Below are 26025 nucleotides of genomic sequence, written 5' to 3' on the forward strand. Positions count from 1 at the left end.
AGGTGGTGTCCGGCCGGCGTCCGGCAAAGTACACCGACGGGCATCAGACAAAGGGAGGACGATCTAGGTGATCGAGCTCGAAGGCTCGCTGGAACTGGAAGACCCGGTGCTCCTCGCAGCCTTCGAGGGATGGAACGACGCGGCCGACGCGGCGAGCGCGGCGCTCGACCATCTGGCGAAGGTCTGGAAGGCCCGGCCGGTAGGCCAAATGGACTCCGACGACTATTACGACTACCAGGTCAACCGACCCACGGTGACGACCGGTGACGAGGGTGTCCGCGACATCATCTGGCCGACGACGCGGGTCATGGTGGCCACGCCACCGGACGCGCCACGCGACATCATCCTGGTGCGCGGCATCGAGCCCAACATGCGCTGGCGGCCGTTCTGTGACGAGATCATGGGCGTGGCCGACGCGCTCGGCGCGGAGATGACCGTGCTGCTCGGCGCACTGCTCGCCGACAGCCCGCACACCCGACCGATCCCGGTCACCGCGAGCGCCACCGACCCCGACCTCGCCTCGGCGCTCGGGCTGGAGGCGCCGAAGTACGAAGGTCCGACCGGCATCGTCGGCATCCTCCAGGAAGCCTGCCAGCGGGCCAACCTGCCGGCCGTGTCGTTCTGGGCCGCCGTACCCCACTACGTCGCCTCGACCCCGTGTCCCAAGGCGACCCTCGCGTTGCTCCGCAAGGTCGAGGACCTGCTCGACCTCACGGTGCCGCTCGGCGACCTGCCGGAGGACGCGCGCGCCTGGGAGCGCGGCGTCGACGACCTGGCCCGCGACGACACCGAGGTCTCCGAATACGTCCAGTCCCTCGAACAGGCCCGCGACGCCGCGGACCTGCCCGAGGCGACCGGTGAGGCGATCGCGCGGGAGTTCGAGCGTTACCTGCGCCGGCGACCCGACCGGGGCGGCGAGTAGGACTGACCTGTCGAGGAGGGGCCCTGTCGTTGGACAGGGCCCCTCCTCACGTCCGGGTGCGGTCTCCAGGGCGCGAGCCGAGGTGACCGTGACGTCAGCCGCGAACGCGCCCCGCGGCGTCGGCGCAGCGATCGCGGTAGGCGCGCATCTTGTGCCGCGCCCCGCAGACGCTCATGCTGCACCACACTCCGTTGTTGCCCGGCGAACGGTCGTAGAAGACCCACCCGCACTCCGGCGCCTGGCAGACCTTGAGCCGCTCCCGGCGTCCGGCCAACTCCTCCACCGCGAGGGCCGCGAGCAAGCCGCCAACGAAGTCGCCGACCTCCGACGCCCCGGCCGGCGGGAGCTGGGGGCGGCCGGACGTCGTCCAGCGCGGGGATCCGAGGGTGACGCCGGCATGTGCGTTCAGCGTCGCCCGGGCCGCCGCCGACGCGTCGCCCCCGAGGTGGCTCCGGATGGCTTCCCGCAGGCCGAGGAGATCGGCCAGCCCTTCGTCGTCGAGCGCGCGGGCGGCACCACGCCGTCCACGCGTCCGTAACCAGGCGCGTGCATCCGGCAGGGTGGCGAGGTCGTCCTCTCCACGCAGGAAGCGCGCGGAGTTGCAGAAGTCCTCGATCAGCGCGAGTGCGCCGGGAGCCGGCAGGCGGGCGGGTTCCACCGGGCAGAGATTACCCCCGGCAGGCCGTTGCCGGTAACGCCGCCTGTTACCGTCGAAAGGCACATACCGGTAACACAGCCGAAGGATACGGGAGTGGCCATGCCCGGGTGGAACCTGACCGAACAGCACGACACGTCACACGGCCTGGTGCGGTGGCGGCGACTCGGACAGGGCTCCCCGGTCGTCCTGTCACACGGAACGCCGTTCTCCTCCTACGTCTGGCGCGACGTCGCCGCCGCACTCGCGGACCGGCACACCGTCTACGTCTGGGACATGCCGGGCTACGGACGCTCGCAGATGAAGGACGGACAGGACGTGTCACTCGCGGCGCAGACCACCGTCTTCGCCGAACTCCTCACGCACTGGGGACTGGACCGGCCCGCGGTGGTCGCACACGACTTCGGCGGCGCCGTGGCGCTGCGCACGGCACTGCTGACCGGCGTGCGGTTCGACCGGCTGGCTCTGGTGGACGCGGTGAGCCTGCGTCCGTGGGGCAGCGAGTTCTTCCGGCTCGTACGCCACCACAGCGAGGTGTTCGAGCAACTCCCCGGGCACCTGCACGAGGCACTGGTACGCGAGTACGTCTCCACCGCCAGCCATCGTGGGCTGCACCCGCGGGTGCTCGACGCCCTGGTGGAACCCTGGCTCGGCGAAACCGGCCAGGCGGCGTTCTACCGCCAGATCGCGCAGGCGGACGAACGCTTCACCGAGGAGATCGAGGACCGCCTCGGCGACCTCGACATGCCGGTCCTCGTCGTGTGGGGCAGGGACGACCAGTGGTTGCCGGCCACGCACGCGGACCGGCTCGCCGCACTGATCCCGCGGGCCCGGCTGGGGTGGGTCGAGGACGCCGGCCACCTGGTGCAGGAGGACGCGCCGGGCCGGCTCACCGGTCTCCTGGCCGACTTTCTCCAGGCGGACCGAGACGCCGGCGAGCCGGTCGGCCCGGCCTGCATGCCGGAGTCCTGAGGTCAGAGGCGGACGCCGAGCAGTGCGTCGACGACGTCGCGCACAAGCTCCGGACCACTGGAGTCAGGCCCGGTGTCGGCGAGAGTCGCGTCGGCCCACGCGTCGACCACGGCCAGCGCCGCCGGCGCGTCCAGGTCCCCGGCCAGCGCGTCACGGACACCGTCGAGAACCTTGCCGGCGTGGGCACCGGCCGGCCTCGCGACCGCCGTACGCCACCGGTCCAGGCGTGTCTGCGCGGCTCGCAACCCCTCGGTCGTCCACTCCCAGTCGTCGCGGTAGTGGTGAGCGAGCACGGCCAGCCGGATCGCTCCGGGGTCGACACCCTCGCCTCGAAGCCGTGAGGAGAAGACCAGGTTGCCCTTGGACTTCGACATCTTCTCGCCGTCGAGCGCGACCATGCCCTGGTAGACGTAGGAGTGGGCGAACGGCGCCTGCCCGGTCAGCACCTGGGCGCCGGAGGCACAGTGCTCGTGGTGCGGGAAGACGAGATCGGACCCGCCACCCTGGACGTCGATGCTCATGCCGAGGTGTTCCAGCGCGATCGCCGTGCACTCCACGTGCCAGCCGGGCCTGCCGCGGCCGAGGGTGGAGTCCCACGCGGGTTCGCCCGGACGCTCGTGCCGCCACATGAGGGAGTCCAGCGGGTCACCCTTGCCGGCCCGGTCAGGGTCGCCGCCACGCTCGGCGAACAGCGCCAGCATCTGCTCCGTGGGAAGGTTCGAGACCTGGCCGAACGCCGGGTCGGAGGCGACCGGGAAGTAGATGTCGCCGTCGACGTCGTAGGCCCCGCCCCGCTCACGCAGCTTCTCGATCACGGACACGACGAGCGGGATCGCCTCGACCGCGCCGATGAACTGCGCCGGCGGGATCACCCGCAAGGCGGCCATGTCGTCCCGGAACAGGTGGGTCTGGCGAACGGCCAGCTCCTCCCAGGACTCGCCGTTGGCCTCCGCCCGCTCCAGCAACGGATCGTCGACGTCGGTGACGTTCTGTACGTAGTGGACATCCAGCCCCGCATCCCGCCAGGCCCTGCCGAGCAGGTCGAACGCGACATAAGTCGCCGAATGGCCGATATGGGTCGCATCGTAGGGGGTGATGCCACAGACGTACATGCGCGCTGTCTCGCCCCGTGCGCTGACCCGGCGCTCGCCGCTCGCATGGTCATGGACGAGAGGGACCTGCCCGAGTCCGGGCAGTTGGGGAACCTCGGGAGCCGACCAGGCCTTCATGGTGTTCGAGCCTAGCGGTCGTCTTCGGCGAGCCGTAGCGAGGCGACGATCAAAAGACCGGCCATGGCACCGAGGGCCAGCCCTCACCGGGTTCGGGGAACGTCCGGCCGTGTCGGAGCCGCGCCAGCCGGATGCGCAGGGCGACGATCTCCTCCGACGACAGCAGGGTGGCCAGTGCTCGTCCGAACTCGGCGTCGAGGTCGTGGTGGAGGCGTTCGAGGACCTCGAGGTAGTCGTCGGGGAGAGGCTCACCGGCCCAGCCCCACAAGACGGTGCGGAGCTTGTCGTCCTCGTGGAAGCAGAGCCCGTGGTCGACGCCGAGTACCTGGCCGGAGGTGCTGACCAGGATGTGTCCGCCCTTGCGGTCGGCGTTGTTGACCACCGTGTCGAAGAGCGCCAGGCGGCGCAACTGCTCGTCGTCGGCGTGGACGAGACTCACCTCGTCGCCGTCACCGTCGTAGGCGTCCAGGACGATGCGCCAACCGTCGGGCACCTGCCGGCGCGGCACGATGTCGATCATGCCGTCGTCGGGGTCGTGGTCGACCCACAGCTGGAACATGCCCTCGCCGAAGGGACCCTCCCGCACCACGGTGGGAGGGACGAGATCCCAGCCCGTCGCGACGGAGAGGAGGTACGTCGCGGCCTCCCGGCTGGCGAGGCTGCCGTCCGGGAAGTCCCACAGGGGACGCTCACCCCGGACCGGCTTGTAGACCCCGGCCGCGCTGACGCCGTCGAGTTCGACCGAGCAGTAGAACGTCGCGTTCGAGGCCTGGACGAGGCGCCCCTCGACCTCCAGCCGGCCCTCCCGAAGGAGCTTGAGTGTCTCGACCCCCTGCTCCGGGGGCGGGACGTCGTGTCCGCGTGTGCGCTCCACGGCTCAGGCCGACCGCCGGTAGCCGTTGAGACGCGGGCAGAGGTGTCCGTCCGGGTCGAGCGGGTTTCCGCAGAACGGGCAGGGCGGACGTCCCTGCGAGACGACCGCGAGAGCTCGTTGGACGAACGCGCGTGCCTGCGCACCGGTGATCCGGACGACGAGTGTCTCCGGACCCTCCGCTTCGGGCTCCTCGTCGACCGGCGGCGGCGGGTCGGCCTCCTCCTCGGTCACCTCGTAGGCCTCGATGACCACCCGCTCCTGCTCGGTGTCCCAGGCGAGTCGCAGGGTGCCGACTCGGAACTCCTCCACGATCGGTTGCTCGAGGGGTTCGTCGTCGGAGAGTTCGCTCGGTGCGATGGCTGGGATGACGGCGGTGCCGCCGGAAAGGCGGAGCACCTCGTCGAGCATCGCGTCGACGCGTTCGGCCAGCACCGTGACCTGTTCCTTTTCCAGTGCCACGGTGGTGAGCAGGTCCGGCGAGCGGGCCTGAAGGAAGAAGCTTCGCTGGCCGGGCTGTCCGACCGTGCCAGCGACGAAGCGCTCAGGAGCGTCGTGAAGATGAACGACACGGGCCATAACCCCAGACCCTACGCGCTCACCGCGTCGCGGGTACTCACGGCTGCCCCACCGCCGGGCGGTCGGCCGGGATCCGCGCCGATCACGTGTAGGCCCGCCGTCCGGGCCGGTGCCGAGCGGCCCGCACCATCGGCGCCGATCGGGACAGATCCCCGCAGCTTTCCACCTGTCGTCCCGCCTCGCGCCTGGTCACTCGTGGTCACCGCTTGGCGTCGGTGCCCGCTCCGCCGCCGACGACCGCGTCGCTGTCGTCTCCCCGCCGTAGCCGGCGCCGGCGTCGTTTGGGTGGCACCAGGGACCCGAGATCACCTCCGGTGTCGTTGGCCCGGACCACGAACGAGCGCAACGGCGTGTATCGCACCACCGACACCGAGCAGGGGTCGACGATGATCCGCTGGAACTGGTCGAGGTGGAGGCTCAACGCGTCGGCCAGGATCGCCTTGATCACGTCGCCGTGACTCACCGCCACCCAGATGGCGTCGGGGCCGTGCTCCGCCTCGATCCGGGCGTCCCATTCCCGGATCGCTCCGACCGCGCGGTCGGCCATCGAGCGCAGGGACTCTCCGCCGTCACCAGGGAACAGGACGCCGCTCGGGTGCTGCTGGACGACCTTCCACAGCGCCTCCTTCGCGAGCTTCTTCAGCTCCTGTCCCTCCCAGTCGCCGTAGCGGACCTCGCCGAGACGCGGATCCACGACGGCCGCGGGAATGCCGTCCAGTGCGGTGACAGCGGCCGCGGTCTGCTGGCAGCGGTCCAGTGGGCTGGTCACCACCCCCGTCACCGGGATCCCCTCGAGCCGGGCGCCAAGCCGCTCGGCCTGCTGGCGACCCAGCTCGTCGAGGCCTACTCCCGGCGTCCAACCGGCGAGGATGCCGTCGACGTTGGCCTGGGTACGTCCGTGCCGGACCAGAAAGAGGGTCGCCATGGGGTCGAGCCTACGAGGTACCGCACGACACCTCTGGCGGGCGGGCACCGACTCGCCCGCCCCTTCGGTGGCCCTCTGGACCGGTGCCGGCGGAGGTAGGGGCGACAATGGAGGGCGATGATCGTCGACTGCGGAATCTACCGGGCGGGGCATCGGATCGGGAGCCCGTCCGACATCGACGCTGCCGTCGAGGAGCTCGGCACCCGTGAGGACACCTTCTGCTGGCTTGGCCTGAAGGAACCGAGCGAGGACGAACTCAACGACGCGGCGCAGGCGTTCGGCCTCCATCCGCTCGCCGTCGAGGACGCCTTCAAGGCGCACCAGCGTCCCAAGGTCGAGGTCTACGGCGAGGTCCTCTTCGTCGCCCTCAAGACCGTGACCTGGCCGTCTGTCTCCTCCGCGCTGCGGATCGGGGAGATCAACATCTTCGTCGGGCGCAGGTTCGTGGTCACGGTACGGCACGGCGAGAGCCTCGACCTGCAGGAGGCCCGACACAAGCTCGAGCACCGGACGAGCCTGCTCGGCCACGGCCCGGCCGCCGTCCTCTACGCGATCTGTGACCAGGTGGTCGACCGGTACGCCGATGTCGTCGACCAGCTCGACTCAGCGGTGGACGACATCGAGCAGTCCGTCTTCTCCTCCGAACGCACCAGCGACGCCGAGGCGACCTACCGGCTCAAGCGGCACGCCGTGGCGTTCCGCAAGGCGGTCCGTCCGCTCAGCGGCGAGCTGGCCCCGATCGCGGCGGGACGTGTCGAGGCGATCAAGGACGCCAAGGTCCGGCCGTTCTTCCGCAACGTCGCCGACCACGTGCTGCGGCTGTCGGAGCAGGTCGACTCGCTCGACGACCTGCTGAGCTCGGTGCTGAGCGCCCACCTCGCCCGGGTCGGCGTCCAACAGAACGACGACATGCGCCGGATCTCCGCGTGGGTGGCGATAGCCGCCGTGCCCACGCTGCTGGCCGGTATCTACGGCATGAACTTCCGCAACATGCCCGAGCTCAACTGGACCTGGGGCTACTTCGGCCTGCTCGGGATCATGGCGGTCTTCTGCCTCCTGCTCTATCGCGGCTTCAAGCGCGCGGGCTGGTTGTGACGACCCCGACGGGCGGCGAGCGGGTCATCGAGGTGAGCGACCTGCGGCGCGACTTCGGCGGCGTCCCCGCGATCGATCGGATCTCCCTGTCAGTCGGACCCGGCGAGGTGGTCGGGCTGCTCGGACACAACGGTGCCGGCAAGACCACTCTCGTCCGGCTGCTCGCGGGCCTGCTCGCCCCCACCGCTGGTCGGATCCGGGTCTGCGGCCTGGACCCGCTCACCGACGGGGTGACGGTCCGGCGTTCGCTCGGTGTCCTGCCGACCGTGTCGTTCGTCGACGGCCGGCTCACCGCGCGGCGCAACCTCGAGTTCGCCGCCGAGCTGTTCGACCTGCCGCGGGACGGGCTGGCGGACCTGGTCACCCGTTCGCTGGCGGAGTTCGAGCTGTCCGACCGCGCCGACGACCGGGTGGACGGTTTCAGCGCCGGTATGCGGCAGCGGCTCGCACTCGCTCGCGTCCTGCTCCCGTCGCCGCGGATCCTGTTGCTCGACGAACCGACCGCTCAGCTCGACCCGCTCGCCGTCCGGCTGGTGCGGAGCCTGATCGGTCGCCTGTCCCGCGAGGACGGGCGCACCGTCGTCCTCTGCACGCACGACCTGACCGAGGCGCAACTCCTGTGCGACCGCGTGATCGTGCTCGACCACGGCACGATCCTGGCCGAAGGAGCGCCCGCGCGGCTCGCCGCGGACCTCGCCGCCGGCGCCGTGGAGGTCGAGGTGGGCGGTCCTGGTGTGCCACGGGCGCGGGCGGTCCTGGACCGGTACGCCCCAGCGCCTCGCGACGCGGCGACGGCCGCGGACCGCCGTCCGGTGCTGCAGGAGCTTCCCGGCCCGGCCGGAGCCGGGACCGTCGTTCTCCGCACGACCGGTCTCACCCGCGCCCAACTGCCCGGCCTGGTGCGGGACCTCACCGGCGCCGGCGTGGAGGTCTACGGCATCCGGCCGCACGAGCCGAGCCTGGAGGACGTCTACGTCGCCCTCCTCGCCCATCGCGACCGCCCGCACACCCCCCGACCCGATCCGGCCGAGCGCCGGTCGCCCGCGCCTGACCTGTCGGTCCGCCGGTGAGCGGACGCGGCCGGATGCGCTGGCGGGCGATCCGGGCCATCATCCGGCGCGACCTCGGTGTCGCGCGGACCAACCGTGCCGTGGTGGCGCCGCTGGTGGTGCTCCCCACCGTCTTCGTCGTGATCCTGCCGGTGTTCGCGAGCCTGATCGCCCGCGTCGAGGTTCCCCGGGAGAACCTCGACGTTCTGCTGCGGATCGTCCCGGCGGGGGTCCTCGACCAACTGCCGGGCGGCTCGGGCAGCCGACTTGCCTCCGCCCTGCTCGGTTACCTGCTGCCACCGCTCACGCTGGTCGTACCGGTCGTCGTGGTGATGGTCCTCGCGACGGACGCCGTCGCGGGCGAACGTGAGCGCGGCACTCTGGAGGGCCTCCTGCTGGCCCCGATGAGCGACCGGGACCTGTTCGTCGCGAAGCTGGCCGGGCCGTTCCTCGCCGCGCTCGCGGTCGGCCTCACCGAGGCGCTCGTCTACGCCACCGTGGTGAACGCGACCATGTGGCCCGTGGTCGGCGGTCGTTGCTGCCGAACCTGACCTGGCTGCTGCTGGTCTGCTGGCTGGGTCCGGCGCTCTGCGCCGCCGGGCTCGCCCTCGCGGTCCTCGTCTCCGCCCTGTCACGCACGGTCCAGGGCGCCCAGCAGATCGCCGGCATCGCCGTACTCCCACTGATCTTCATGATCGCCGGACAGTTCTCGGGGCTGCTGTTCCTCGGTCCATGGCTGCTCCTCGGAGTCGGAGCCTGCCTGTGGGCGCTGTGTGCCGCACTCGCCCTGCTCGGCGCACGGGCACTACGCCGCGACCGGATCGGCCCACGGCTGCGGTGAGCTGCTGCTGCTCACGCCGTCGCCGCGCCGAACACCTGGGCCGCGGGCCGGCCGCTGCCCAGGAGGTGTCCTAGACGTAGGGCGTGAGGACGCCGAACGCCAGCAACACCAGGACCAGCGCGCCCAGCACCGCTCGGTAGACCACGAACGGCCGGAAGTCGTGCTGGGAGATGTAGCGCATGAAGTACACGATCACGACGTACCCGATCAAGAAACTCACCAGGGTCGCGAGGATCGTCGGGCCCCACGCGGGCGCACCGTCGTCCCCGATGTCGAGGAGTTCGAGGATGCCGGAGGCGAAGACGGCGGGGATGGCGAGGAGGAAGGAGTACTTAGCGGCCGCCTCACGGGTGTAGCCCATCAGGAGACCGGCGGTGATCGTGCCGCCGGACCGGGAGACGCCGGGAATCAGGGCGAGCGCCTGGGCGAACCCGAAGGCGACCGCCTCGGGGAGGTTGAGCCGGGTGAGCGACTTGCGGTTGCTCGCGAACGAGTCGGCCAGGCCCAGGATGACGCCGAACACGATCAGCGAGACGCCCACGAACACCAGGGAACGCAGAGCGGTCTCGATGGTGTTCTGGAAGAGGAAGCCGAGGATCGCGATCGGCAGCGTCCCGACGATGATGTACCACCCCATGCGGGCGTCGGGGTGCCGGCGCAGTCGGGGCTGGAAGAGCGCGAGTGTCCAGGTCTTGATGATCGCCCAGATCTCCTTGCGGAAGTAGAGGACGACCGCGCTCTCGGTGCCGAGCTGGATCACCGCCGTGAACGCCGCTCCTGGGTCGCCCCATCCGGGAACCAGCCCACCGACGATCCGGATGTGTGCGCTGGAGGAGATGGGCAGGAACTCCGTGAGTCCCTGCAGGACGCCGAAGACGAGGGCTGCGAGCCAACCGACACTGTGTTCCACGTGCTACTACTCCCCCGTACCTGAGGCGGCGAACGCGTCCGCCATCGTCTGCAAGGTCGCGATCCGGTCGTCGGTCGTGGTGCCGAAGGGCAGCACGGCCAGGGTGGTGACACCCGCGTCGGCATAGGCACGGATCCGCTCCGCGATCCGGTCGGCCGGACCGAGCAGCGACGTGGTGTCGACGAAGTCGAGGGGTACGGCGGCGGCCGCGTCGCGGTGCTGGCGGGCGAGGTAGAGGTCCTGCACCCGGGCCGCCTCCTCGGCGTACCCCATCCGCACCGCGAGGGCGTTGTAGAAGTTCATCCGCCGGCTGCCCATGCCGCCGAGGTAGAGAGCGGCGAAGCCACGCACCTGGTCCGCACACGCCTCGACGTCCGGTCCGACGACGACAGGCGCGCTGGCCACGACGTCGAAGCCGGTGAGGTCCGCGGACCCCGCGGCTCCCCCGGCTCCCCCGGCTCCCCCGGCTCTGGCACGCTCGCGCCCCTTTCGCAGGTGGGCGAGGGTGTCGGGCAGGAACTCCGGCGCCACGAAGACGCCCAGCCAGCCGTCGGCGATCTCACCGGTCAGCTCGAGGTTGCGCGGCCCCACGGCGGCGAGGTAGACGGGCAGGTCGGCACGGGGCGGTCGGGCGGCGAGCCGGAGCGCCTTGCCGGGTCCGTCGGGCAGCGGCAGCGTGTAGTGCTCGCCCGCGAACTCGAGCCGCTCCCGGCGCAGCACCGTCCGCACGATCTGGACGTACTCGCGGGTGCGGCCGAGCGGGTGGTCGAAGGGTGCGCCATACCACCCTTCGGAGACCTGTGGACCGGACACGCCGAGACCGAGCCGGAAGCGACCACCGGACAGGGCGTCCAGCGACGCGGCGGTCATCGCGGTCATCGCGGGCGCCCGGGCGGGGATCTGCATGATGGCCGAGCCGACGTCCATCCGGCTGGTCCGCGCGGCCACGGTCGCGAGGAGCGTGGGCGCGTCCAGGCCGTAGGCCTCCGGCACCCAGCACACGGAGTAACCGAGCCGCTCGGCCTCCTCGGCGAGAGCGATGGTGCCCGCGAGATCGCCGGCGTCCCAGGCACTGAGAGTGAGTCCCAGTCGCACGCGGCACCGCCCTTCCCGTCCGGCTGCTGACTGGTCCGCCGCCGCCGGAATCGGACCGACGGCCGTGCGAGCTTACTGGCCCGGGCCGGGGCGACACGCGGCAGGCGGGCGCGCTTCGACTAGGGTGTGGCCCGAAGTGTGGCGCCGGTGCAGGCCATCAGGGTCGGTCACCGGTTGGGACGGCGGCGGAGGCTCGTCCTCGGGGGAAGGATGGAAACCGTCGATGGAGCAGCGCCACCTCGGTCGAACCGGCCTGAAGGTCTCCCGACTGGCGCTCGGCACCATGACGTGGGGACGCGACACCGACGAACATGAGGCCCGTGACCAGCTGACCGCGTTCGTCGAGGCGGGTGGAACTCTCGTCGACACCGCCGCGGGCTACGCCGACGGCGACAGTGAGCGGGTGCTCGGCCGGTTGCTCGGCAAAGTCGTCCGCCGCGACGAACTCGTACTCGCCACCAAGGCCGGCGTCTCCCGGCATACCGGCCAGCGTGTCGTCGACGTCTCCCGGCGCACCCTCCTCGCGGAGCTGGACGCGTCCCTGCGACGTCTCGACGTCGACGCGATCGACCTGTGGCAGGTGCACACCTGGAGCGCCACGGTCCCCTTCGAGGAGACACTGTCCGCCCTCGACTTCGCGGTCACGAGTGGACGGGCGAGGTACGTCGGAGTCTCCAACTACACCAGCTGGCAGACCGCGATGGCGGCCACCCACCAGCGTGCCTGGCCAGGCCGGGCACCGGTCGCCTCCACCCAGGTGGAGTACTCCCTCCTGCAACGCGGCGTGGAGCGCGAGGTCCTGCCCGCCGCGGAGATGCTCGGTCTCGGCGTACTCCCCTGGTCTCCCCTCGGCCGGGGTGTGCTCACCGGCAAGTACCGTTTCGGCACACCCGCCGACTCCCGCGCCGCCTCCCCCCATTTCGAACGCTTCGTCGGCATCTATCTCGACAAGCGCAGCCAGCGGATCGTCGACGCCGTCTGCCGCGCCGCGGACGGACTCGGGTTGGCACCGCTGGAGGTCGCGCTGGCGTGGGTCCGCGACCGCCCTGGTGTGACCGCGCCGGTCGTCGGCGCCCGGACCTCGGCGCAGCTTCGTGGTTCGCTGACCGTCGAGGACGTCGAACTGCCACCGGAGATCACCCTCGCGCTGGACGACGTCTCCGCGCCGCCCCTCGGCCATCCCGAACAGGACTGAGACGGGTTCGGCACCGACGCCAGTTCGGCGCCGCGGACCGCGTCCCCTTCGGGGGTGGGCCATGTCACCATGGACTGATGGCGGAGTACGAAACCCACCAGGTGCAGCTGTCGCGCACCCTGTCCCGCAGGGTGGTGCGGCAGTTCCTTGTCGAGCGCGCCGAGTACGGCGGCTGGGAACTCTCACGGGTACGCGTCTACCCCGACGGCCGGCGTACGGTCACGCTCCGACGCCGGATCATCCGGGTCACGCGGACCGGTCCCGTGCCGGGAGGTCTCCCGCTCTGACGCCGCACCAGCGACCCGCAGCCCCGTGGTTCGCGACAGCCAGCGGATCATGCGACACCAGTCCCGAGACACCAGTCCTTCGGGTCAGGGCCGGCGACCGTACATCGTCGGCGCTGACCCGAAGGAGTGGTCGAAGCTCTCAGGCCTGGTCGAGGAAGTGGTCGAGCACCCGCGCGCCGAACTTCAGGGACTCCGTGGGGACCCGTTCGTCGATCCCGTGGAACATCCCCACGAAGTCGAGGTCTGGTGGCAGCCGCAGGGGCGCGAACCCGAAGCACGTGATGCCGAGCCTGTCCCAGGCCTTGGCGTCGGTGCCACCGAACATGAGGTAGGGCACCGCCCGGGCGCCCGGGTCCTCGGCCACCAGTGAGGACTTCATCGCCTCGACCAGTGCTCCGGCGAACTCCGTCTCCGGCGCCGCGTCGAAGTTGATCATCTCGCGGGTGATCTTGTCGCCGATCAGCTCGTCGATGGTGGCGAGGAACTCCTCCTCTCCACCTGGGACGAACCGCCCGTCGACCGCCGCGGTCGCCTCACCGGGGATGACGTTGACCTTGTAGCCCGCGTCGAGCATCGTCGGGTTGGCGGTATTGCGCAGCGTCGCACCGATCATCCGGGCGATCGTGCCGAGCCGGGCGAGGTTCTGCTCGATGTCGCCGGCGTTCGGGTCGAGGTCGACCCCGAGCGCCTCCGACGCCTCGTCGAGGAACGCCTGGACGCTCGGGGTGATGCGAAGCGGCCACTCGTGACGACCGATCCGGGACACCGCCTCGGCGAGCTCGGTCACGGCGTTGTCGGGGTTGCGCAGCGAGCCGTGGCCGGCGGTTCCCTTGGCCTTCAGACGCATCCAGGCCATGCCGCGCTCGGCGGTCTGGACGAGATAGAGCCGCAGGTCGTCGCGAACCGTGACGGAGTATCCGCCGACCTCGCCGATCGCCTCGGTGCAGCCCTCCAGCACCTCAGGGTGCTTCTCGACCAGCCAGTGAGCGCCCTTGCGGCCGCCCGCCTCCTCGTCGGCGGTGAACACCAGCACCACCGGGCGGCGCGGCGGCCGACCGCCCCGGGCACGTGCCCGCAGGACGGAAAGGACCATCGCGTCGAAGTCCTTCATGTCGACCGCGCCACGTCCCCAGACACAGCCGTCCTTGATCTCGCCACCGAAGGGGTCGACGCTCCAGTCGGCGGCGACCGCGGGCACGACATCGAGGTGGCCGTGCACGAGCAACGGCGGTGCGGAGGGGTCGGCGCCCTCCCAGCGGGCCACGACGCTGGTCCGCTGTGGCTCCGACTCGTAGAGCTGCGGCTCCAGGCCCGCCTCGGCCAGCAGCTGGGCGACGTATTCGGCGGCCCCGCGTTCGCCGGGGCCCTGCGCGTCGCCGTAGTTGGAGGTGTCGATCCGGATCAGGTCGCGACAGATCTCGACGACTTCGGCGTCCGGGCTGGTCCGGTCGGCGGCGGCTTCGGAGGCTTCGTTCCGCCGGGAGGTGGCGTCGCTCATTCCCTTATCCTGCCGGTTACGTGCCCGTTTTGCTCGAAGGGTGGTCCGGGACGACCACCCCCGGCCGGTTTGCTACAGTGAGCGCCGCGCACAACGGCAACGACGTGTGCACGTCCGGGTGGCGGAATAGGTAGACGCGCTAGCTTGAGGTGCTAGTGCCCGCAAGGGCTTGGGGGTTCGAGTCCCCCCTCGGACACACGGTTCACTGAACGGCGAGGGCCATCTCCGGCTCTCGCCGTTGTCGTTTCCACAGGCGCTCGACCGCGGTTGCCGGGCGCCGGTCCCCGCCGGATCCAGCCCCTGTCGGCTGCCCCCTGTTTCGGGACGAAGCGGTCGAAACGCTCCGGGGCTGGTCGCCGGGAGTCCTCGCGGCCAGGCGGTGGCCGCTGGCCGTCGCGGCCGCTGTTCGCACCGTGCCATCGCGTCCGCGCGTCGCCGTCGGATCGGCCGGGACGTACGCCGGAGCTGACTAAGGTACGTACTCTCCCCAGACGTGGCGGGAGCGCGGCTTGCCAGATCTCCGGGTCGTCACCGTCAGGCAGACGCACGAGAGGAACTCACGTGAGAGAACGCCCGACGACGGCGATCACCAATGTCGTGGCCTGGGAGGCCCTCGACTCCCGTGGACGGCCGACGGTGGCCTGTCGTGTCCAACTCAGTGGCGGTGCGGTCGGACGTGCCGTGGTGCCCTCCGGCGCCTCCACCGGTGCACACGAGGCGGTCGAACGCCGGGACGGCGGCGCACGCTACGACGGATGGGGCGTCCGCGACGCGGTCGCCGCGGTCGTCAACGAACTCGGGCCCGCGGTGTCGGGCCTGGACGCCACCAACCGGGCCCGGGTCGACGCCCGGCTCGAGGACGTCGACGGTACGCCCGATCTCGCGCGCACCGGCGCCAACGCCGTCCTCGCGGTCTCCCTCGCCGCCGCCCTCGCCGGTGCGGAGGCACTCGGCCGGCCCCTGTGGCAGGCCCTCGCCGACAGCGACGGGACCGCTGCTACCAGCCCGACGCCGCTGCTCCCCATGCCGATGGTCAACATCTTCTCCGGTGGCGCGCACGCCGCCGGGGCCATCGACATCCAGGACGTCCTCGCCGTTCCCCTCGGCGCGCGAAGCTTCGCCCACGCGCTGGAGCTCGTCGCCCGGGTCCGCGCCGCGACGGCCCGCCTGCTGGAGCAGCGACACGGGTGCTCCGCGCTGGTCGCCGACGAGGGCGGCCTGTCCGCGCCCCTTCCCAGCAACGAGGCCGCGGTGGCCCTGGTCACCGAAGGCATCGAGGTCGCGGGTCTCCGTCCCGGTGTCGACGTGTCGGTGGCCGTCGACCTGGCGGCCAGCCAGTTCGGCACCGCCGAGGGCCGGTACGACCTGCGGTCCGAGGACCGGGTCCTCGACCGGGACGCCTGGCTCGAGGAACTGCGCCGGTGGTGTGAGCGCTACCCGATCGCCTCGTTGGAGGACGTCCTGCACGAGGACGACTGGGACGGCTGGACGGCGGCCTCGGCGATCCTGCCCGCCGCGTGTCAACTCCTCGGCGACGACCTGTTCGCCACCGACCGCCACCGGGTCGGCGAGGGCATCCAGCGGCGGGCCGCGAACGCGGTCCTGGTCAAGCCCAACCAGGCCGGCACGCTCACTCGGGCCGAACGAGTGGTGCGGGTGGCGCATCGGGCGGGCCTCGCGACCGTGGTGAGCGCCCGTTCCGGCGACACCGAGGACACCTGGCTCGCCGATCTCGCGGTCGGCTGGCGGGCCGGTCAGATCAAGGTCGGTTCGACGATGCGCTCCGAGCGCACCGCCAAGTGGAACCGCCTCCTCGAACTCCAGCACGACTTCGGCTCCCAGGCCGTGCTCGCGGGACCCGAGGTGCTTGGCCGGACCCGGCCGGTGCGCGCGTCACAGCGGTAGCCCCAGACCTCCGGCGCGCGCACCGAGCGCGCGAACTCCGCGGACCAGCTCACCCGCCCTGGGCAGCGCGACCGACGCCGCCGTTCCCGCGGCCGCCGCGGTCAGCGCGGTGCCCCAACCGACCGGGCCGAGCGGCCGGCAGCCGAAGAACTGGCTCAGGCCGGGAACCTGTACGACGGTGCCCAACGCCAACCCGGACGCCGCACTCGCACCGACGACCAACGGACTCCGCCAGCCGGCCACCACCGTCTGGCCGAGCTGCGCACCGACCAGCGCGACCAGGGCGACGGTGCTCGCCCGCTCCGGCGTACCCGTCATACGTCCGACGACCCACGCGCCCGTGGCGGACGCGGCCGTCGCACCGGCGCGGACCAGCACGTCCCGGGTCAGGGAGACGCCGAGGGAGGCGTCGGGCCCCTCGTGCAGCAGATCCTCCGGTGTCACGCGCGCCGGCGGCCGGATCGCGAGGGCCATCGCCGGCAGGATGTCGGTGAAGAGGTTGACCAGCAGCAGTTGACGCGCGTTCAGGGGCGAGCCGCCCGGCGAGAGGAGTCCCGCCCCCAGCGTGAAGACGATCTCGCCCAGGTTTCCACCGACCAGCAGCGCCACCGCGTCGCGTACGGACGCCCACATCGCGCGTCCCTCGACCATGGCGTCGGTGATCGTCTCCAGCCGGTCGTCGGTCACCACCAGGTCGGATGCTTCGCGGGCGGCGTTCGTCCCGTGCCTGCCGAGCGCCACACCGACGTCCGCCACCCGGATCGCCGGTGCGTCGTTCGTGCCGTCACCGACCATCGCGACCGTACGGCCGGTCTCCTGGTAGCCCTGGACGACCCGCACCTTCTGGGCGGGTGTGACCCGGGCGAGGACGGAGACACCGGGGAGGGCGGCGCTGAGCGCGGCGTCGTCCATCTCGTCCATCTCCGCACCGGTCAGCACCCGCTGCCCGTCGAGGATCCCGAGTTCGTCGGCGATCGACTGGGCTGTCGTCGGGTGGTCACCGGTGAGCATCACCACCTCGACCCCGGCCCGGCGCAGCGTCGAGACCGCCTGCGCGGAGGTGGGCCGCACCTCGTCGGCGAAGGCCAGCAGCCCGAGGAACTCCAGCCGCTCCACCCGGTCCTCGGTCAGGTCCTGTCGGCTCGACGCCCCTCGCTCGGCGACGGCGAGAACGCGGTAGCCCTGCCCGGCCAGTCGCTGGATCTCGGTCTCCACCTTCGCGCGGTCCGGCTCGTCCAGTGTCTGGACGTCGTTGCCGCGCCGCCAGCCGATGCACTTCGGCAGCACGATCTCCGGCGCGCCCTTCACCACGAGCCGCTGCCCGTTCGAGGTCCGGCCAAGGGCCGCGTGGTAACCCCGACCGGACTCGAAGGGAACGTCGTCGACGAGCGCCCAGTCCGGTGCGCCGGTGGAGGAACGGACGCCGACCCGCTCCGCAGCGGCCACCACCGCCCGGTCGGTCGGGTGTGGCGGCACCTCACCGGCGACGTGCTCCGGACTGGCGCGCAGGCCGGCCGCGAGGACGGAGGCGCACGTCTCGCTCAACCGGTCCGTCGGCTCGTTGAACATCCCGTCGGAGATCCGCTTGAGATGAATGCTGCCCTCGGTGAGGGTGCCGGTCTTGTCGATCAGCAGCGTCGTCACCCGGCCGATGGTCTCCACCGTCGGCGGGTGGCGGACCAGTGCGTTCCGGTTGGACAGGCGGCGCGCCGAGGCCAGCTGGGCGACCGTCGCGACCACCGGCAACCCTTCCGGAACCGCGGCCACGGCGAGGCTCACCGCGGGTCCGAGTGTGTCGCGCAACGGAAGGCGGCGCAGCAGGCCGGCGGCGACGAGCGCCGCGCCGCTGCCGAGCGCCACCGGGATCGTCGCCCGCACCAGGCCGCCGAGCCGGGCCTCCACACCACCGGAGGGTGTGGGCCCCACCATCGCCCTCATGCCCCGACCCGCCTCGGTCTCCGGACCGGCCGCGACGACGACCGCCGAGACGCGGCCGGCCGCGACGTCGGTCCCGTCGTACACCATGCTCGTGCGGTCGGCGACGTGTGCGGCACCGCTCGGCTCGGCGCTCTTGCCGACCAACTGCGACTCGCCGGTGAGGCTCGACTCGTCGATCTCGAGGCCGCTCGCGTCCAGGATCCGAGCGTCGGCCGGAACGGCGTCGCCGGCCTGGAGCACGATCACGTCACCGGGCACCAGAGTGTCGGCGGTCACCTCGCCTTCGGTCCCGTCCCGGCGCACCCGCACCCGTGCCGCGCTCACGTCGGCGAGCCTGCGGACGGCCCGCTCGGTACCGATGCGTTGGGCACCGCCGATCACGGCGTTCAACGCCATCACCGTTCCGATCAGGACGGCGTCGGACGGCGATCCGCTGGCCGCCGCCACGCCTCCCCCCGCGGCCAGCGTCGGGGTGAGCGGGTTGGCGAGCTCGTCCACGACGGCGCGGACGAACCCTGGTGCCCGCTGCCTGCCGTCGGGTGGCATCGCGGCCAGCCGGGCGCGCGCCTCGGCCGCGGTGAGACCGTCCGGGTCGCTGCGCAGGCGTTCGAGGACGGTCTCGGCCTTCTGGGCGTGCCAGTGGTTGGCGTCGGTCCGGATCGGTTCGGGGCGCCGGGCCAACGCGTGCGCGGTCCAGGCACCGGTCGCCAGCCCGGCGCCCGCGGCCAGGTTGACGCCGACCAGCGCACGTGCGGTCGATCCGCGCGGCGGGCCCATCAGCGCGAGCAGCGCCGCGGTGACCGACCCGTACGCCGAGAGCAGGGCGCCGCGCCGCGACACGGCCTTCGCCGCGGCCGCGCCGTCGAGCAGGAAGCGCACCTCGGTGAGCTCCGGGCCACAGAGCAGATGCGCGGCCCAGGGCGTCCGTCGACCCGGCCGCAGGATGCCGATCCCGCAGTCCGCGGCGGCCAGTGCGGTGCCCGGACCCTCCGCCACGAGCGCGACCACCCGGCCCTCCGCCTGCAGCTCCCGGATCGCCGCGGGCAGGTGGCTGCCGCCGGGCAGCGTCCGCTCGGTCGCGATCCGGGCGGTGATCTCGCTGCCGCGCCCCGCGAGTACGACCTCACCGACTTCTGAGGCGGCCGTGACGAGCGCGTCGGTGAGCGGTGCGCGCTCGGGTTCGGCAGCGAGGACCGCCAGCAGCTGCCCCTGGCGGAGCAGGCCGAGCACCACCGTGCCGCGGCCCGCGAGTTCGCCGGCGGCGGCTCGTGCCTGGGGGGACGGCTCACCCACCACCTGCGTGAACGGGCCGAGGGTCCACTCGCGTTGCCGGCGTACCTCGTGGGGTTCCTCCGGGTCGAGCAGGCTGTCCGCCTTGAGCCGGAGCCGGCCTTCGTCCGCGACCATCGCCCTGCCCGTGCCACGTCCGGCCGGCTTCCCGTTCGACGTACCCACGCCGTTCAGGGTGGTCAGTCGTCCGATGACGAAGCGTCCCGTCAGCAGGACGCGGGCGTCGATCACCACCGTGTCCACCCGGTCCAGCCGACGCAGCGCACCGATGTCGAGCGCGACCACTCCCCTGGAGCTCAGCGTCCGCCCGAGTTCGGCGGCGAACCCCTCGCGGGCCATCCGGCCAGCCTTGGGCGTGCCCGCGGCGAGCATGGCGAAGGACCTGCGGATGTTGCGGGTCGCGGCGAGGGCGGCTCCGGTGGCGAGCACGGCCGATCCGCCGACCAGGTCGCCGTACTTCTCGATCGGGCCGGGTGGGAGCGGCGCGGGCCGCGGCGGCAGGTCCAGGGCAGGAACCCGGCCGTGGGCCGGACCCGAACACAGCTGCGTCTCCCGCTCCTTCCAGGCCCGTTCCCGCGCGGCGGCCTCGCGGGCCAGCAGCACCCGCGAGGAGGCGTCCACGAGCAGGCCGAGCTGTCCGTGCCCGAGTCCCTGGGCGGCGGCGTTGGCGACGCCCAGCGTGAGATCCGCGGCCGCTCGGCCGAGCAGCCGCTCCCCCGCCCGACGCAGCCGAGGCGTCGAATCGACCAGACCGACCACGGCGTTCACCTCGGCCGGCAGTCGTCCGAGGTGAAACACCCGGCCCACGGCGCTGAAGCCCAACGCCGCGACCCCCGCGCCCAACGCGACCAACTGGCGCTGGCGGGGTTCGGGATCTCCGGGATGGGACGGGCGGTCCACCGGGAAGGGTTGGTCCTCCAGGCCGTGCCGCTTCTCGATCGCGTCCACAACGAGGAGGAAATCGTCCGGTTCGAGCTCGTCCTCGTCGTACTCCACGAACACCCGCCCGAGGATGCCGTTCACCTCGGCGCGACGGACGCCGGACAGGGCGAGCAGCGCCGTCTCGACGTCGGCGACAAGTCGCCCGGCCCTGGGGCGGTCGGCGCCGCGCACCTCGATGTGGGCGTGCCCACGGCCGACCCACCAGCGCCGGGGCATCCGACCCCGACGCAGTGGCATCGACGGAAGGAAGCCGCCGGTCGGTACCACGCGCGTCACGAGAGAGGGCAGCGCACTGACCGCCCCGTTGATCCGTTCGGACGGAGACCTCACCCTTGCCGTCACCTCCTGGTCTGCTCCCGCACGCGGCCGGCTCCCACGTTTCCCGTGGTGCCGGCCTCGGTGCCGTGCGCCCCGTGCGCAACGGCCTCAGTGGTGGAAGGACTTCGTCTCGCGCACGTCGCGTGGGAGCGGAGCCTCGAGGTGGTTCAGGTAGTCGACCGCCTCCCGGACGTCGTCGAGCAGCAGGTGGGCCAGGTCGATGGAGAAGCCGTTGCGGACCACGATCCGCATCACCACCATGTCCTGGATGTCCTTCGGCATCGGGTACGCCGGCACCATCCAGCCCCGGTCACGGAGCCGGTTCGACAGGTCGTAGAGGTCCCAGTTCCTGCGCCGGCCGTCGGCCAGTCGCCAGCAGACCACCGGCAGATCGGTCCCGGCGGAGATGACCTCGAACGCGTCGCTCTTGTCGAGCTCCCCGGCTATGTGCACCGCGACGTCCTGGCACACCTGGTGGACGCGGGTGAAACCGCGCCTGCCGAGCCGGAGGAAGTTGAAGTACTGCAACAGCACCTGCGCCCCCGGACGGGAGAAGTTCAGACCGTACGTCGCGATGTCCCCACCGAGGTAGGAGACGTCGAACACCAGCTCGTCAGGCACATGTTCGCGCAGCCTCCACACCACCCAGCCGACGCCGGGATACACCAGGCCGTACTTGTGGCCGGAGGCGTTGATCGAATGGACGCGGTTCAACCGGAAGTCCCACCGCACCTCCGGATGCAGGAACGGTGCGAAGAACCCACCTGAGGCCGCGTCGACGTGGATCGGGATGTCGAGCCCCGTACGGTCTGAGAGGTCGTCCAGCGCCGAGGCGATCTCGGCCACCGGCTCGTAGCAACCGGTGAAGTTGAGACCGAGGACGGGCACCACCCCGATGGTGTTCTCGTCCACCGCGTCGAGCACGCCCGCGGCCGTGAGGTGCGGGTGCTCGGCGGTGACCGGCACTTGTCGCGCCTCCACACCCCAGTAGTTGGCGAACTTCTCCCACACCACCTGCACGGCGGAGCTGAGAACGATGTTCGGTCGGTCGCTGGGTTTGCCGGCCTCCCGACGCGCCCGCTGCCAGTGACGCTTGAGCGCGAGCCCGGCCAGCATGCAGGCCTCGGAGGAGCCCACGGTCGAGACACCCATCGCCTGCTGGGTGTCCGGTGCGTGCCACAGCCCGGCGATGATGTGGACGCACCGCTCCTCGACCGCCGCCGTGAGCGGATACTCGTCCCGGTCGACGAGGTTCTTGTCCGCCGCCTCGCGGTAGAGGTCGTCAGCCTCCCGCTCCATCCACGTCGTCACGAAGGACGCGAGGTTCTGCCGGGCGTTGCCGTCCAGGAGCAGCTCGTCGTGGATCAGTTGGTACGCCGTCTCCGGAAGCATCTCCTCCGTGGGCAGTGAGAAGCGGGGTACGCGCTCCTCGCCGCGCCGGGCGAAGAGCGGGTTGACCGCCACCTCGTCCGACTCAGCGCCCCGGTGGGCACGCTTATACCGCATCGAAACCCTCCCGCGCTCGGCACGACCTGCACCGTCAGGGTCAGCCTCCCGGGCGCGGGGCGGATAGGGCCGAATGTCTGTCGACTGGGGACCTATGGCGGGACGGGCCTACCACAGGCTCGACTTCGCGAACCTGCGGGCGAGCTGGTTGGCGAGTACCAGCAGGAGCAACCCGACCACCGACCGGAAGAGCCCGATCGCCGCGGCGTAGGAGAACTGCGGCACGTCGGAGGCGAGACCGACCTTGTAGACGTAGGTGTCGATCACTTCGGAGGTCGCGAGGTTGAGCGGGTTCTGCATCAGCAACGCCTTCTCGAAGCCGATGCTCAGGATGGAGCCGATGTTGAGGATCAGCAGGATCACCGCGATCGGCGCGATGCCGGGAAGGTCGATGTGCCAGATCCGCTTGATCTTGGTCGCACCGTCGACGATCGCCGCCTCGTGGAGTTCCGGGTCGATGCCGGCCAACGCGGCCAGGTAGATGATCGCGTTGAAGCCGAGACTCTGCCACACGCCCGACCAGACGTAGAGGTGGCGGAAGTAGTCGGGGTTGCCCATGAAGTCGATCGCATCGATGCCGACGAGCCCGAGCAGGTTGTTCAGCAGGCCCGTACGCGGGTCGAGGAGGACGAAGAGCATGCCGACGATCACGACGGTCGAGATGAAGTGCGGTGCATAGGTGATCATCTGCACCGATCGTTTGAACCATCGCAGCCGCACGTAGTTGAGGGCGAGCGCCAGGACGATCGGCAGTGGGAACGTCGCCACGAGCTCGTAGCCCTGCAGGACGATCGTGTTGCGGATGACGGGCCAGAACATGTACGAGTCGATGAACCGCTCGAAGTTCTGCAGGCCCACCCACGGGCTGCCGGTGATGCCCTGGACGACGTTGTAGTTGCGGAACGCGATCTGCACGCCGAACATCGGCCAGTACTGGAACACCAGAACGTACGCCACCGGCAGCAGCAGCATGAGGTAGAGCTGCCACCCGTGTCTGATCTGTCGACGCGCGTCAGACCAGCGGGACCGGCGCCGCCGTCGCGGAGCCTGCTCGGAGCTGATCGTCTCGGCTGCCTCGCCGCGTGCGAGCGTGTCCATCGCTTCGTTCTCCCGTCCGTGCCCTCGAACCGTTAGCCCTCGAACAGTTGGCTCTCGAATGCCTGCGAACCGGTCAGCCCTTGATCGAGCCGATCATCACGCCCTTCACGAAGTGACGTTGGACGAACGGGTACGCCAGGAGCGGCGGCACGCTCGCGATCACGATCAGCGAATACTTGAGCAGGTCCCGTAGCTCCTGCACGCGCAGCAGCTCCGAGGCGTCCGGTAGCTGGGCAGGGTCCAGGGAGTTCTGCACGAGGATGCTTCGCAGCACCAACTGCAGCGGGAAGAGCGACTCGTCGGTGAGATAGATCAGTGCGTTGAAGAACTGGTTCCAGTGGCCGACGGCGTAGAGCAACGCGTTGACGGCGATGATCGGCTTCGACAGCGGCAGCACGATCCGGGTGAAGAACTTGAAGTCGTCGCAGCCGTCGATGCGAGCCGCCTCCAGCAGTTCGTGCGGGATCGTCACCTGGTAGTAGGTCCGGGTGATGATCATGTTCCACACCGCCATCGCGGTGGGCAGGATCAGCGCCCAGCGCGTGTTGAGCAGGCCGAGCTGGTGCACCACCAGGTAGGTGGGAATCATTCCGCCGCTGAACAACATGGTGAAGACGAAGAGGAACATGAGGGGGTTGCGGCCGAACAGGTCCCGCCTGGACAACGGATACGCCGCCAGCAGGGTCAGTGTGACGTTGATGAGCGTGCCCGCCACGGCGTAGAAGACGGAGTTGAGGAAGCCGGAGACGATCGACTTGTACTCGAAGATCGCCTTGTAGCCCTCGAGGTTGAGCTCGACCGGCCACAACCAGACGCGTCCCGAACTCACGGCCTGCGCGGAGCTGAACGAGGCGCTGAAGATGTAGACGAGCGGATACAGCACCGCCAGCAGGAACACCGCGAGCACCGCGTAGTTGCAGACGTTGAAGATCCGGTCGGACCGGGTCTCCTTCAGGGTCGTCGCCGCCATCCCGATTGCCTCCCTGGTTCCTGATCGCGAAAGCTTGCCCGGGGACCGGACCGGGCGGCCCGCGTGGAGCCCTCGCCCGGCCCGGTCCCCTCACCGTGTGTCCGCGGACCGATCACTTGTACTTCGCGTCGTAGGCCTTCTGGTTGAGCTCGACGAGAGTGGAGGCGCCCATCTGGTCCAGGGTCTCGACGTAGGTCTTCCAGGCGCCCCCGTCGTTGGGGTCGAGCTGGCCGAGGGTGAACTTCGACAACGACTGCTTGACGTAGTTGGCGATGGTGAGGCTCAGCTCGCCGCTCTGCGCCGCCTGGTCCGCGTCGAGGTAGAGCGGCGGAACCTGGAGAGCCTTGTCGATCTTGTTCGGGAAGTACGCCGAACGACTCTGCTCATACAGCGGCTTCTCGAAGGTCGGGTGCTCCGGATCGGCGACCTCACCAAGGCGGAAGTCGCTGGATCGGTACCCGAGGCCGAGCTGGTTCCACCACTGCCCGTCCGGCGGGGGCCAGGTACCCAGCGTCGTCCACAGCGCCTGCTTGCCGTTGATGCCGACCTCGCCGTCCTTGGCCCAGCGCCAGCCCTTGTCGAAGTCGCCGCTGTAGGCGCGCAGGATCGTCTCCAGCTCGTACTGGCCGTCGCCCCACTGCACGGCGACGGCGGGGTTCTTGCACGCGTTGGTGACGACGAAGTTCCCGGTGCTGACGGCGCCGTAGTAGTTCCAGTTCGCGAAGCGCTTCCCGTCCGGGCCCGCCAGGGTGGGCACCGCGACGTAGTCGCGCCATCTGGCGTTCGGGTCGTCGTCGTTCAGGGTGAGGAACGTGCCCCAGTAGAAGACCCGCGCCGCGCCGAGGATAGGTTCGCCCTTCCGGTCACCAATGCGTCGGAGCTGGTCGCCGTCCTGGGTGAAGCTCTGCTTGGCGAGCAGCCCCTGCTGGTAGAGCCGGTTGAGGTAGCGCAGCCCCTCCCGCCATTCCGGCTTGTTGAATGCGACGTCGACCTTGTCGTTGTCGAGGACCAGCCACGGCTCGCCGGGGTTGTACATGAACGAGCTCATGAAGAAGGTGTCGAGTGGGTCGTCGATGGTGGACATCAACGGCACCTCGTCGGCCTTGCCGTTGCCGTTCGGGTCACCGGTCTTGAACGCCTTCAGCACCTCCTCGAGTTCGTCGAGGTTGGTGGGCATGTCCAGACCGAGCTTCTCCAGCCACGGCTGGTAGATCCACATCCGCTGGTTTCCGCAGGCACAGTGGAAGCAGTCGTTCACCGACGGCATCGAGTAGATGTTGCCGTCGGTCGCCGTCAAGGTCGACTTGGCGTCCGGGTAGTCCTTGAAGATCCGCTTGACCTCGACCCCGTAGTCGTCGATGAGCTTGTTGAGCGGGACGAACAGGCCCTGGGAGCCGTACAACAACTGCTGGGCGTTGCTGAACGCGATGTTCATGAAGACGTCGGGGATGTCCCCCGAGGCGATCATCGCGTTGACCTTCGTCATCGCGTCGTCCCCGCCCGCGACGACCTGCCAGTCGATGTGCACGTTGGTCGCCTGCTCGTACCAACCGGTGAAGGTGTTCTTGGCCCAGTCGCCGACCCGGACGTCCTGGGGCACCACCACACGCAGGGTGACCTTCTCCTTGACCAGCGTGGCCCGCTTCGCCGCGTGCGGTCCGACATATCCTTCCGGGTAGATGACACCCGCGGTCGGCGTCGTCTTCGGCCCGCCCTTGACCGCCAGCGGGTCGTTGACTGCGGCGCCTTCGGGGTCACCGCCTCCGCTACACCCGGCGAGGATGGAGCCGGCGGTGGTCGCGGTGAGTCCGATGCCGAGTGCCCTGGTGACGAACTGCCGCCGGGAGAGCGCCGACCACGGACCCCTGATGTCTGCCTGGGGAGTTTCTTCTACCGCCATTGCTCTTACTCCTCTACGCCAGGAAACGTTCGCGC

The 26025-nt window shown here is 70.6% G+C and carries 22 protein-coding genes and 1 tRNA gene; 10 read left to right on the forward strand and 13 right to left on the reverse strand.

Annotated elements, in window-relative coordinates; all coding sequences use genetic code 11:
• The first annotated feature begins 67 nt into the window (after window positions 1-67).
• Window positions 68-922, forward strand: a complete 855-nt coding sequence (locus HEB94_RS35920; RefSeq protein ID WP_192753963.1) for a PAC2 family protein — start codon at window positions 68-70, stop codon at window positions 920-922.
• 94 nt (window positions 923-1016) lie between these two features.
• On the opposite strand, the gene HEB94_RS35925 is transcribed toward HEB94_RS35920, so the two are convergent.
• Window positions 1017-1580 carry a CGNR zinc finger domain-containing protein gene (locus HEB94_RS35925; RefSeq protein WP_192753964.1) on the reverse strand — a complete coding sequence of 188 codons (564 nt, stop codon included), beginning with the start codon at window positions 1578-1580 and terminating at the stop codon, window positions 1017-1019.
• A gap of 99 nt (window positions 1581-1679) precedes the next feature.
• Between HEB94_RS35925 and HEB94_RS35930 the strand changes: the two genes are divergently transcribed.
• Window positions 1680-2549, forward strand: a complete 870-nt coding sequence (locus tag HEB94_RS35930; RefSeq protein ID WP_192756874.1) for an alpha/beta fold hydrolase — start codon at window positions 1680-1682, stop codon at window positions 2547-2549.
• Between the two features lie 2 nt (window positions 2550-2551).
• On the opposite strand, the gene mshC is transcribed toward HEB94_RS35930, so the two are convergent.
• The 4 genes from mshC to HEB94_RS35950 form a co-directional block, all read right to left on the reverse strand.
• Window positions 2552-3778, reverse strand: coding sequence for a cysteine--1-D-myo-inosityl 2-amino-2-deoxy-alpha-D-glucopyranoside ligase (gene mshC / locus HEB94_RS35935; protein ID WP_192753965.1), 1227 nt, complete (start codon window positions 3776-3778; stop codon window positions 2552-2554).
• Window positions 3779-3827: 49 nt separating this feature from the next.
• The gene (locus HEB94_RS35940; RefSeq protein WP_192753966.1) at window positions 3828-4652 is read right to left on the reverse strand and encodes an SCO1664 family protein; all 825 of its coding nucleotides are present in this window, start codon (window positions 4650-4652) and stop codon (window positions 3828-3830) included.
• A gap of 3 nt (window positions 4653-4655) precedes the next feature.
• Window positions 4656-5228: a DUF3090 family protein gene (locus tag HEB94_RS35945; protein WP_192753967.1), complete on the reverse strand. Its 573-nt coding sequence runs from the start codon at window positions 5226-5228 to the stop codon at window positions 4656-4658.
• Between the two features lie 199 nt (window positions 5229-5427).
• Complete coding sequence (locus tag HEB94_RS35950; protein WP_192753968.1) at window positions 5428-6153, reverse strand: histidine phosphatase family protein; 726 nt, start codon at window positions 6151-6153, stop codon at window positions 5428-5430.
• Window positions 6154-6270: 117 nt separating this feature from the next.
• Here HEB94_RS35950 and HEB94_RS35955 point away from each other — a divergent pair, with 117 nt between their 5' ends.
• Genes HEB94_RS35955 through HEB94_RS35970 form a run of 4 tightly spaced genes read left to right on the forward strand, consistent with a single transcriptional unit; the run spans window position 6271 to window position 9138 of the window.
• The gene (locus HEB94_RS35955) at window positions 6271-7248 is read left to right on the forward strand and encodes a magnesium and cobalt transport protein CorA (RefSeq protein WP_192753969.1); all 978 of its coding nucleotides are present in this window, start codon (window positions 6271-6273) and stop codon (window positions 7246-7248) included.
• On the forward strand, window positions 7245-8318 hold the full coding sequence (locus HEB94_RS35960; RefSeq protein WP_192753970.1) for an ATP-binding cassette domain-containing protein: 1074 nt from the start codon (window positions 7245-7247) through the stop codon (window positions 8316-8318). The genes HEB94_RS35955 and HEB94_RS35960 overlap by 4 nt, the downstream gene beginning before the upstream one ends.
• On the forward strand, window positions 8315-8848 hold the full coding sequence (locus HEB94_RS35965; protein WP_192753971.1) for an ABC transporter permease subunit: 534 nt from the start codon (window positions 8315-8317) through the stop codon (window positions 8846-8848). Before HEB94_RS35960 ends, HEB94_RS35965 begins: the two co-directional genes overlap by 4 nt.
• Window positions 8833-9138 (forward strand): hypothetical protein, encoded by a 306-nt coding sequence (locus HEB94_RS35970; protein WP_192753972.1) that lies wholly within the window; start codon window positions 8833-8835, stop codon window positions 9136-9138. The genes HEB94_RS35965 and HEB94_RS35970 overlap by 16 nt, the downstream gene beginning before the upstream one ends.
• 70 nt (window positions 9139-9208) lie before the next feature.
• Here the strand turns inward: HEB94_RS35970 and HEB94_RS35975 are convergent, their stop codons facing one another.
• Together HEB94_RS35975 and HEB94_RS35980 are read right to left on the reverse strand one after the other, a co-directional pair.
• On the reverse strand, window positions 9209-10048 hold the full coding sequence (locus tag HEB94_RS35975; protein ID WP_192753973.1) for an undecaprenyl-diphosphate phosphatase: 840 nt from the start codon (window positions 10046-10048) through the stop codon (window positions 9209-9211).
• Between the two features lie 6 nt (window positions 10049-10054).
• Window positions 10055-11143 (reverse strand): LLM class F420-dependent oxidoreductase, encoded by a 1089-nt coding sequence (locus tag HEB94_RS35980; protein WP_192753974.1) that lies wholly within the window; start codon window positions 11141-11143, stop codon window positions 10055-10057.
• Window positions 11144-11366: 223 nt separating this feature from the next.
• Here HEB94_RS35980 and HEB94_RS35985 point away from each other — a divergent pair, with 223 nt between their 5' ends.
• Both HEB94_RS35985 and HEB94_RS35990 read left to right on the forward strand, forming a co-directional pair.
• A complete protein-coding gene (locus HEB94_RS35985) occupies window positions 11367-12338 on the forward strand; it encodes an aldo/keto reductase (protein ID WP_192753975.1) in 972 nt (323 codons plus the stop codon).
• Window positions 12339-12415: 77 nt separating this feature from the next.
• Complete coding sequence (locus HEB94_RS35990) at window positions 12416-12625, forward strand: DUF5703 family protein (protein ID WP_192753976.1); 210 nt, start codon at window positions 12416-12418, stop codon at window positions 12623-12625.
• 139 nt (window positions 12626-12764) lie between these two features.
• Here the strand turns inward: HEB94_RS35990 and HEB94_RS35995 are convergent, their stop codons facing one another.
• Entirely contained in the window at window positions 12765-14123 is a 1359-nt protein-coding gene (locus tag HEB94_RS35995; protein ID WP_192753977.1) for a M20/M25/M40 family metallo-hydrolase, read from the reverse strand.
• A 112-nt stretch (window positions 14124-14235) separates the two neighbouring features.
• Here HEB94_RS35995 and HEB94_RS36000 point away from each other — a divergent pair.
• Window positions 14236-14319: transfer RNA gene (locus tag HEB94_RS36000), tRNA-Leu, on the forward strand.
• A gap of 365 nt (window positions 14320-14684) precedes the next feature.
• Window positions 14685-16028 carry a phosphopyruvate hydratase gene (eno, locus tag HEB94_RS36005; RefSeq protein WP_192753978.1) on the forward strand — a complete coding sequence of 448 codons (1344 nt, stop codon included), beginning with the start codon at window positions 14685-14687 and terminating at the stop codon, window positions 16026-16028.
• Here the strand turns inward: eno and HEB94_RS36010 are convergent.
• The 5 genes from HEB94_RS36010 to HEB94_RS36030 all read right to left on the reverse strand — a co-directional run bounded on the left by HEB94_RS36010 (window position 16017) and on the right by HEB94_RS36030 (window position 25990).
• Window positions 16017-20435 (reverse strand): cation-translocating P-type ATPase, encoded by a 4419-nt coding sequence (locus HEB94_RS36010; RefSeq protein ID WP_192753979.1) that lies wholly within the window; start codon window positions 20433-20435, stop codon window positions 16017-16019. The genes eno and HEB94_RS36010 overlap by 12 nt on opposite strands.
• A gap of 189 nt (window positions 20436-20624) precedes the next feature.
• Window positions 20625-22022, reverse strand: a complete 1398-nt coding sequence (gene gad / locus HEB94_RS36015) for a glutamate decarboxylase (RefSeq protein ID WP_192753980.1) — start codon at window positions 22020-22022, stop codon at window positions 20625-20627.
• 108 nt (window positions 22023-22130) lie between these two features.
• The gene (locus HEB94_RS36020; protein ID WP_192753981.1) at window positions 22131-23120 is read right to left on the reverse strand and encodes an ABC transporter permease; all 990 of its coding nucleotides are present in this window, start codon (window positions 23118-23120) and stop codon (window positions 22131-22133) included.
• Window positions 23121-23193: 73 nt separating this feature from the next.
• Window positions 23194-24090, reverse strand: a complete 897-nt coding sequence (locus tag HEB94_RS36025; RefSeq protein WP_192753982.1) for a carbohydrate ABC transporter permease — start codon at window positions 24088-24090, stop codon at window positions 23194-23196.
• A gap of 112 nt (window positions 24091-24202) precedes the next feature.
• Window positions 24203-25990 carry a type 2 periplasmic-binding domain-containing protein gene (locus tag HEB94_RS36030; protein ID WP_192753983.1) on the reverse strand — a complete coding sequence of 596 codons (1788 nt, stop codon included), beginning with the start codon at window positions 25988-25990 and terminating at the stop codon, window positions 24203-24205.
• Window positions 25991-26025 lie beyond the last annotated feature (35 nt).

The organism is Actinopolymorpha pittospori (assembly GCF_014873875.1).
Lineage (GTDB): Bacteria > Actinomycetota > Actinomycetes > Propionibacteriales > Actinopolymorphaceae > Actinopolymorpha > Actinopolymorpha pittospori.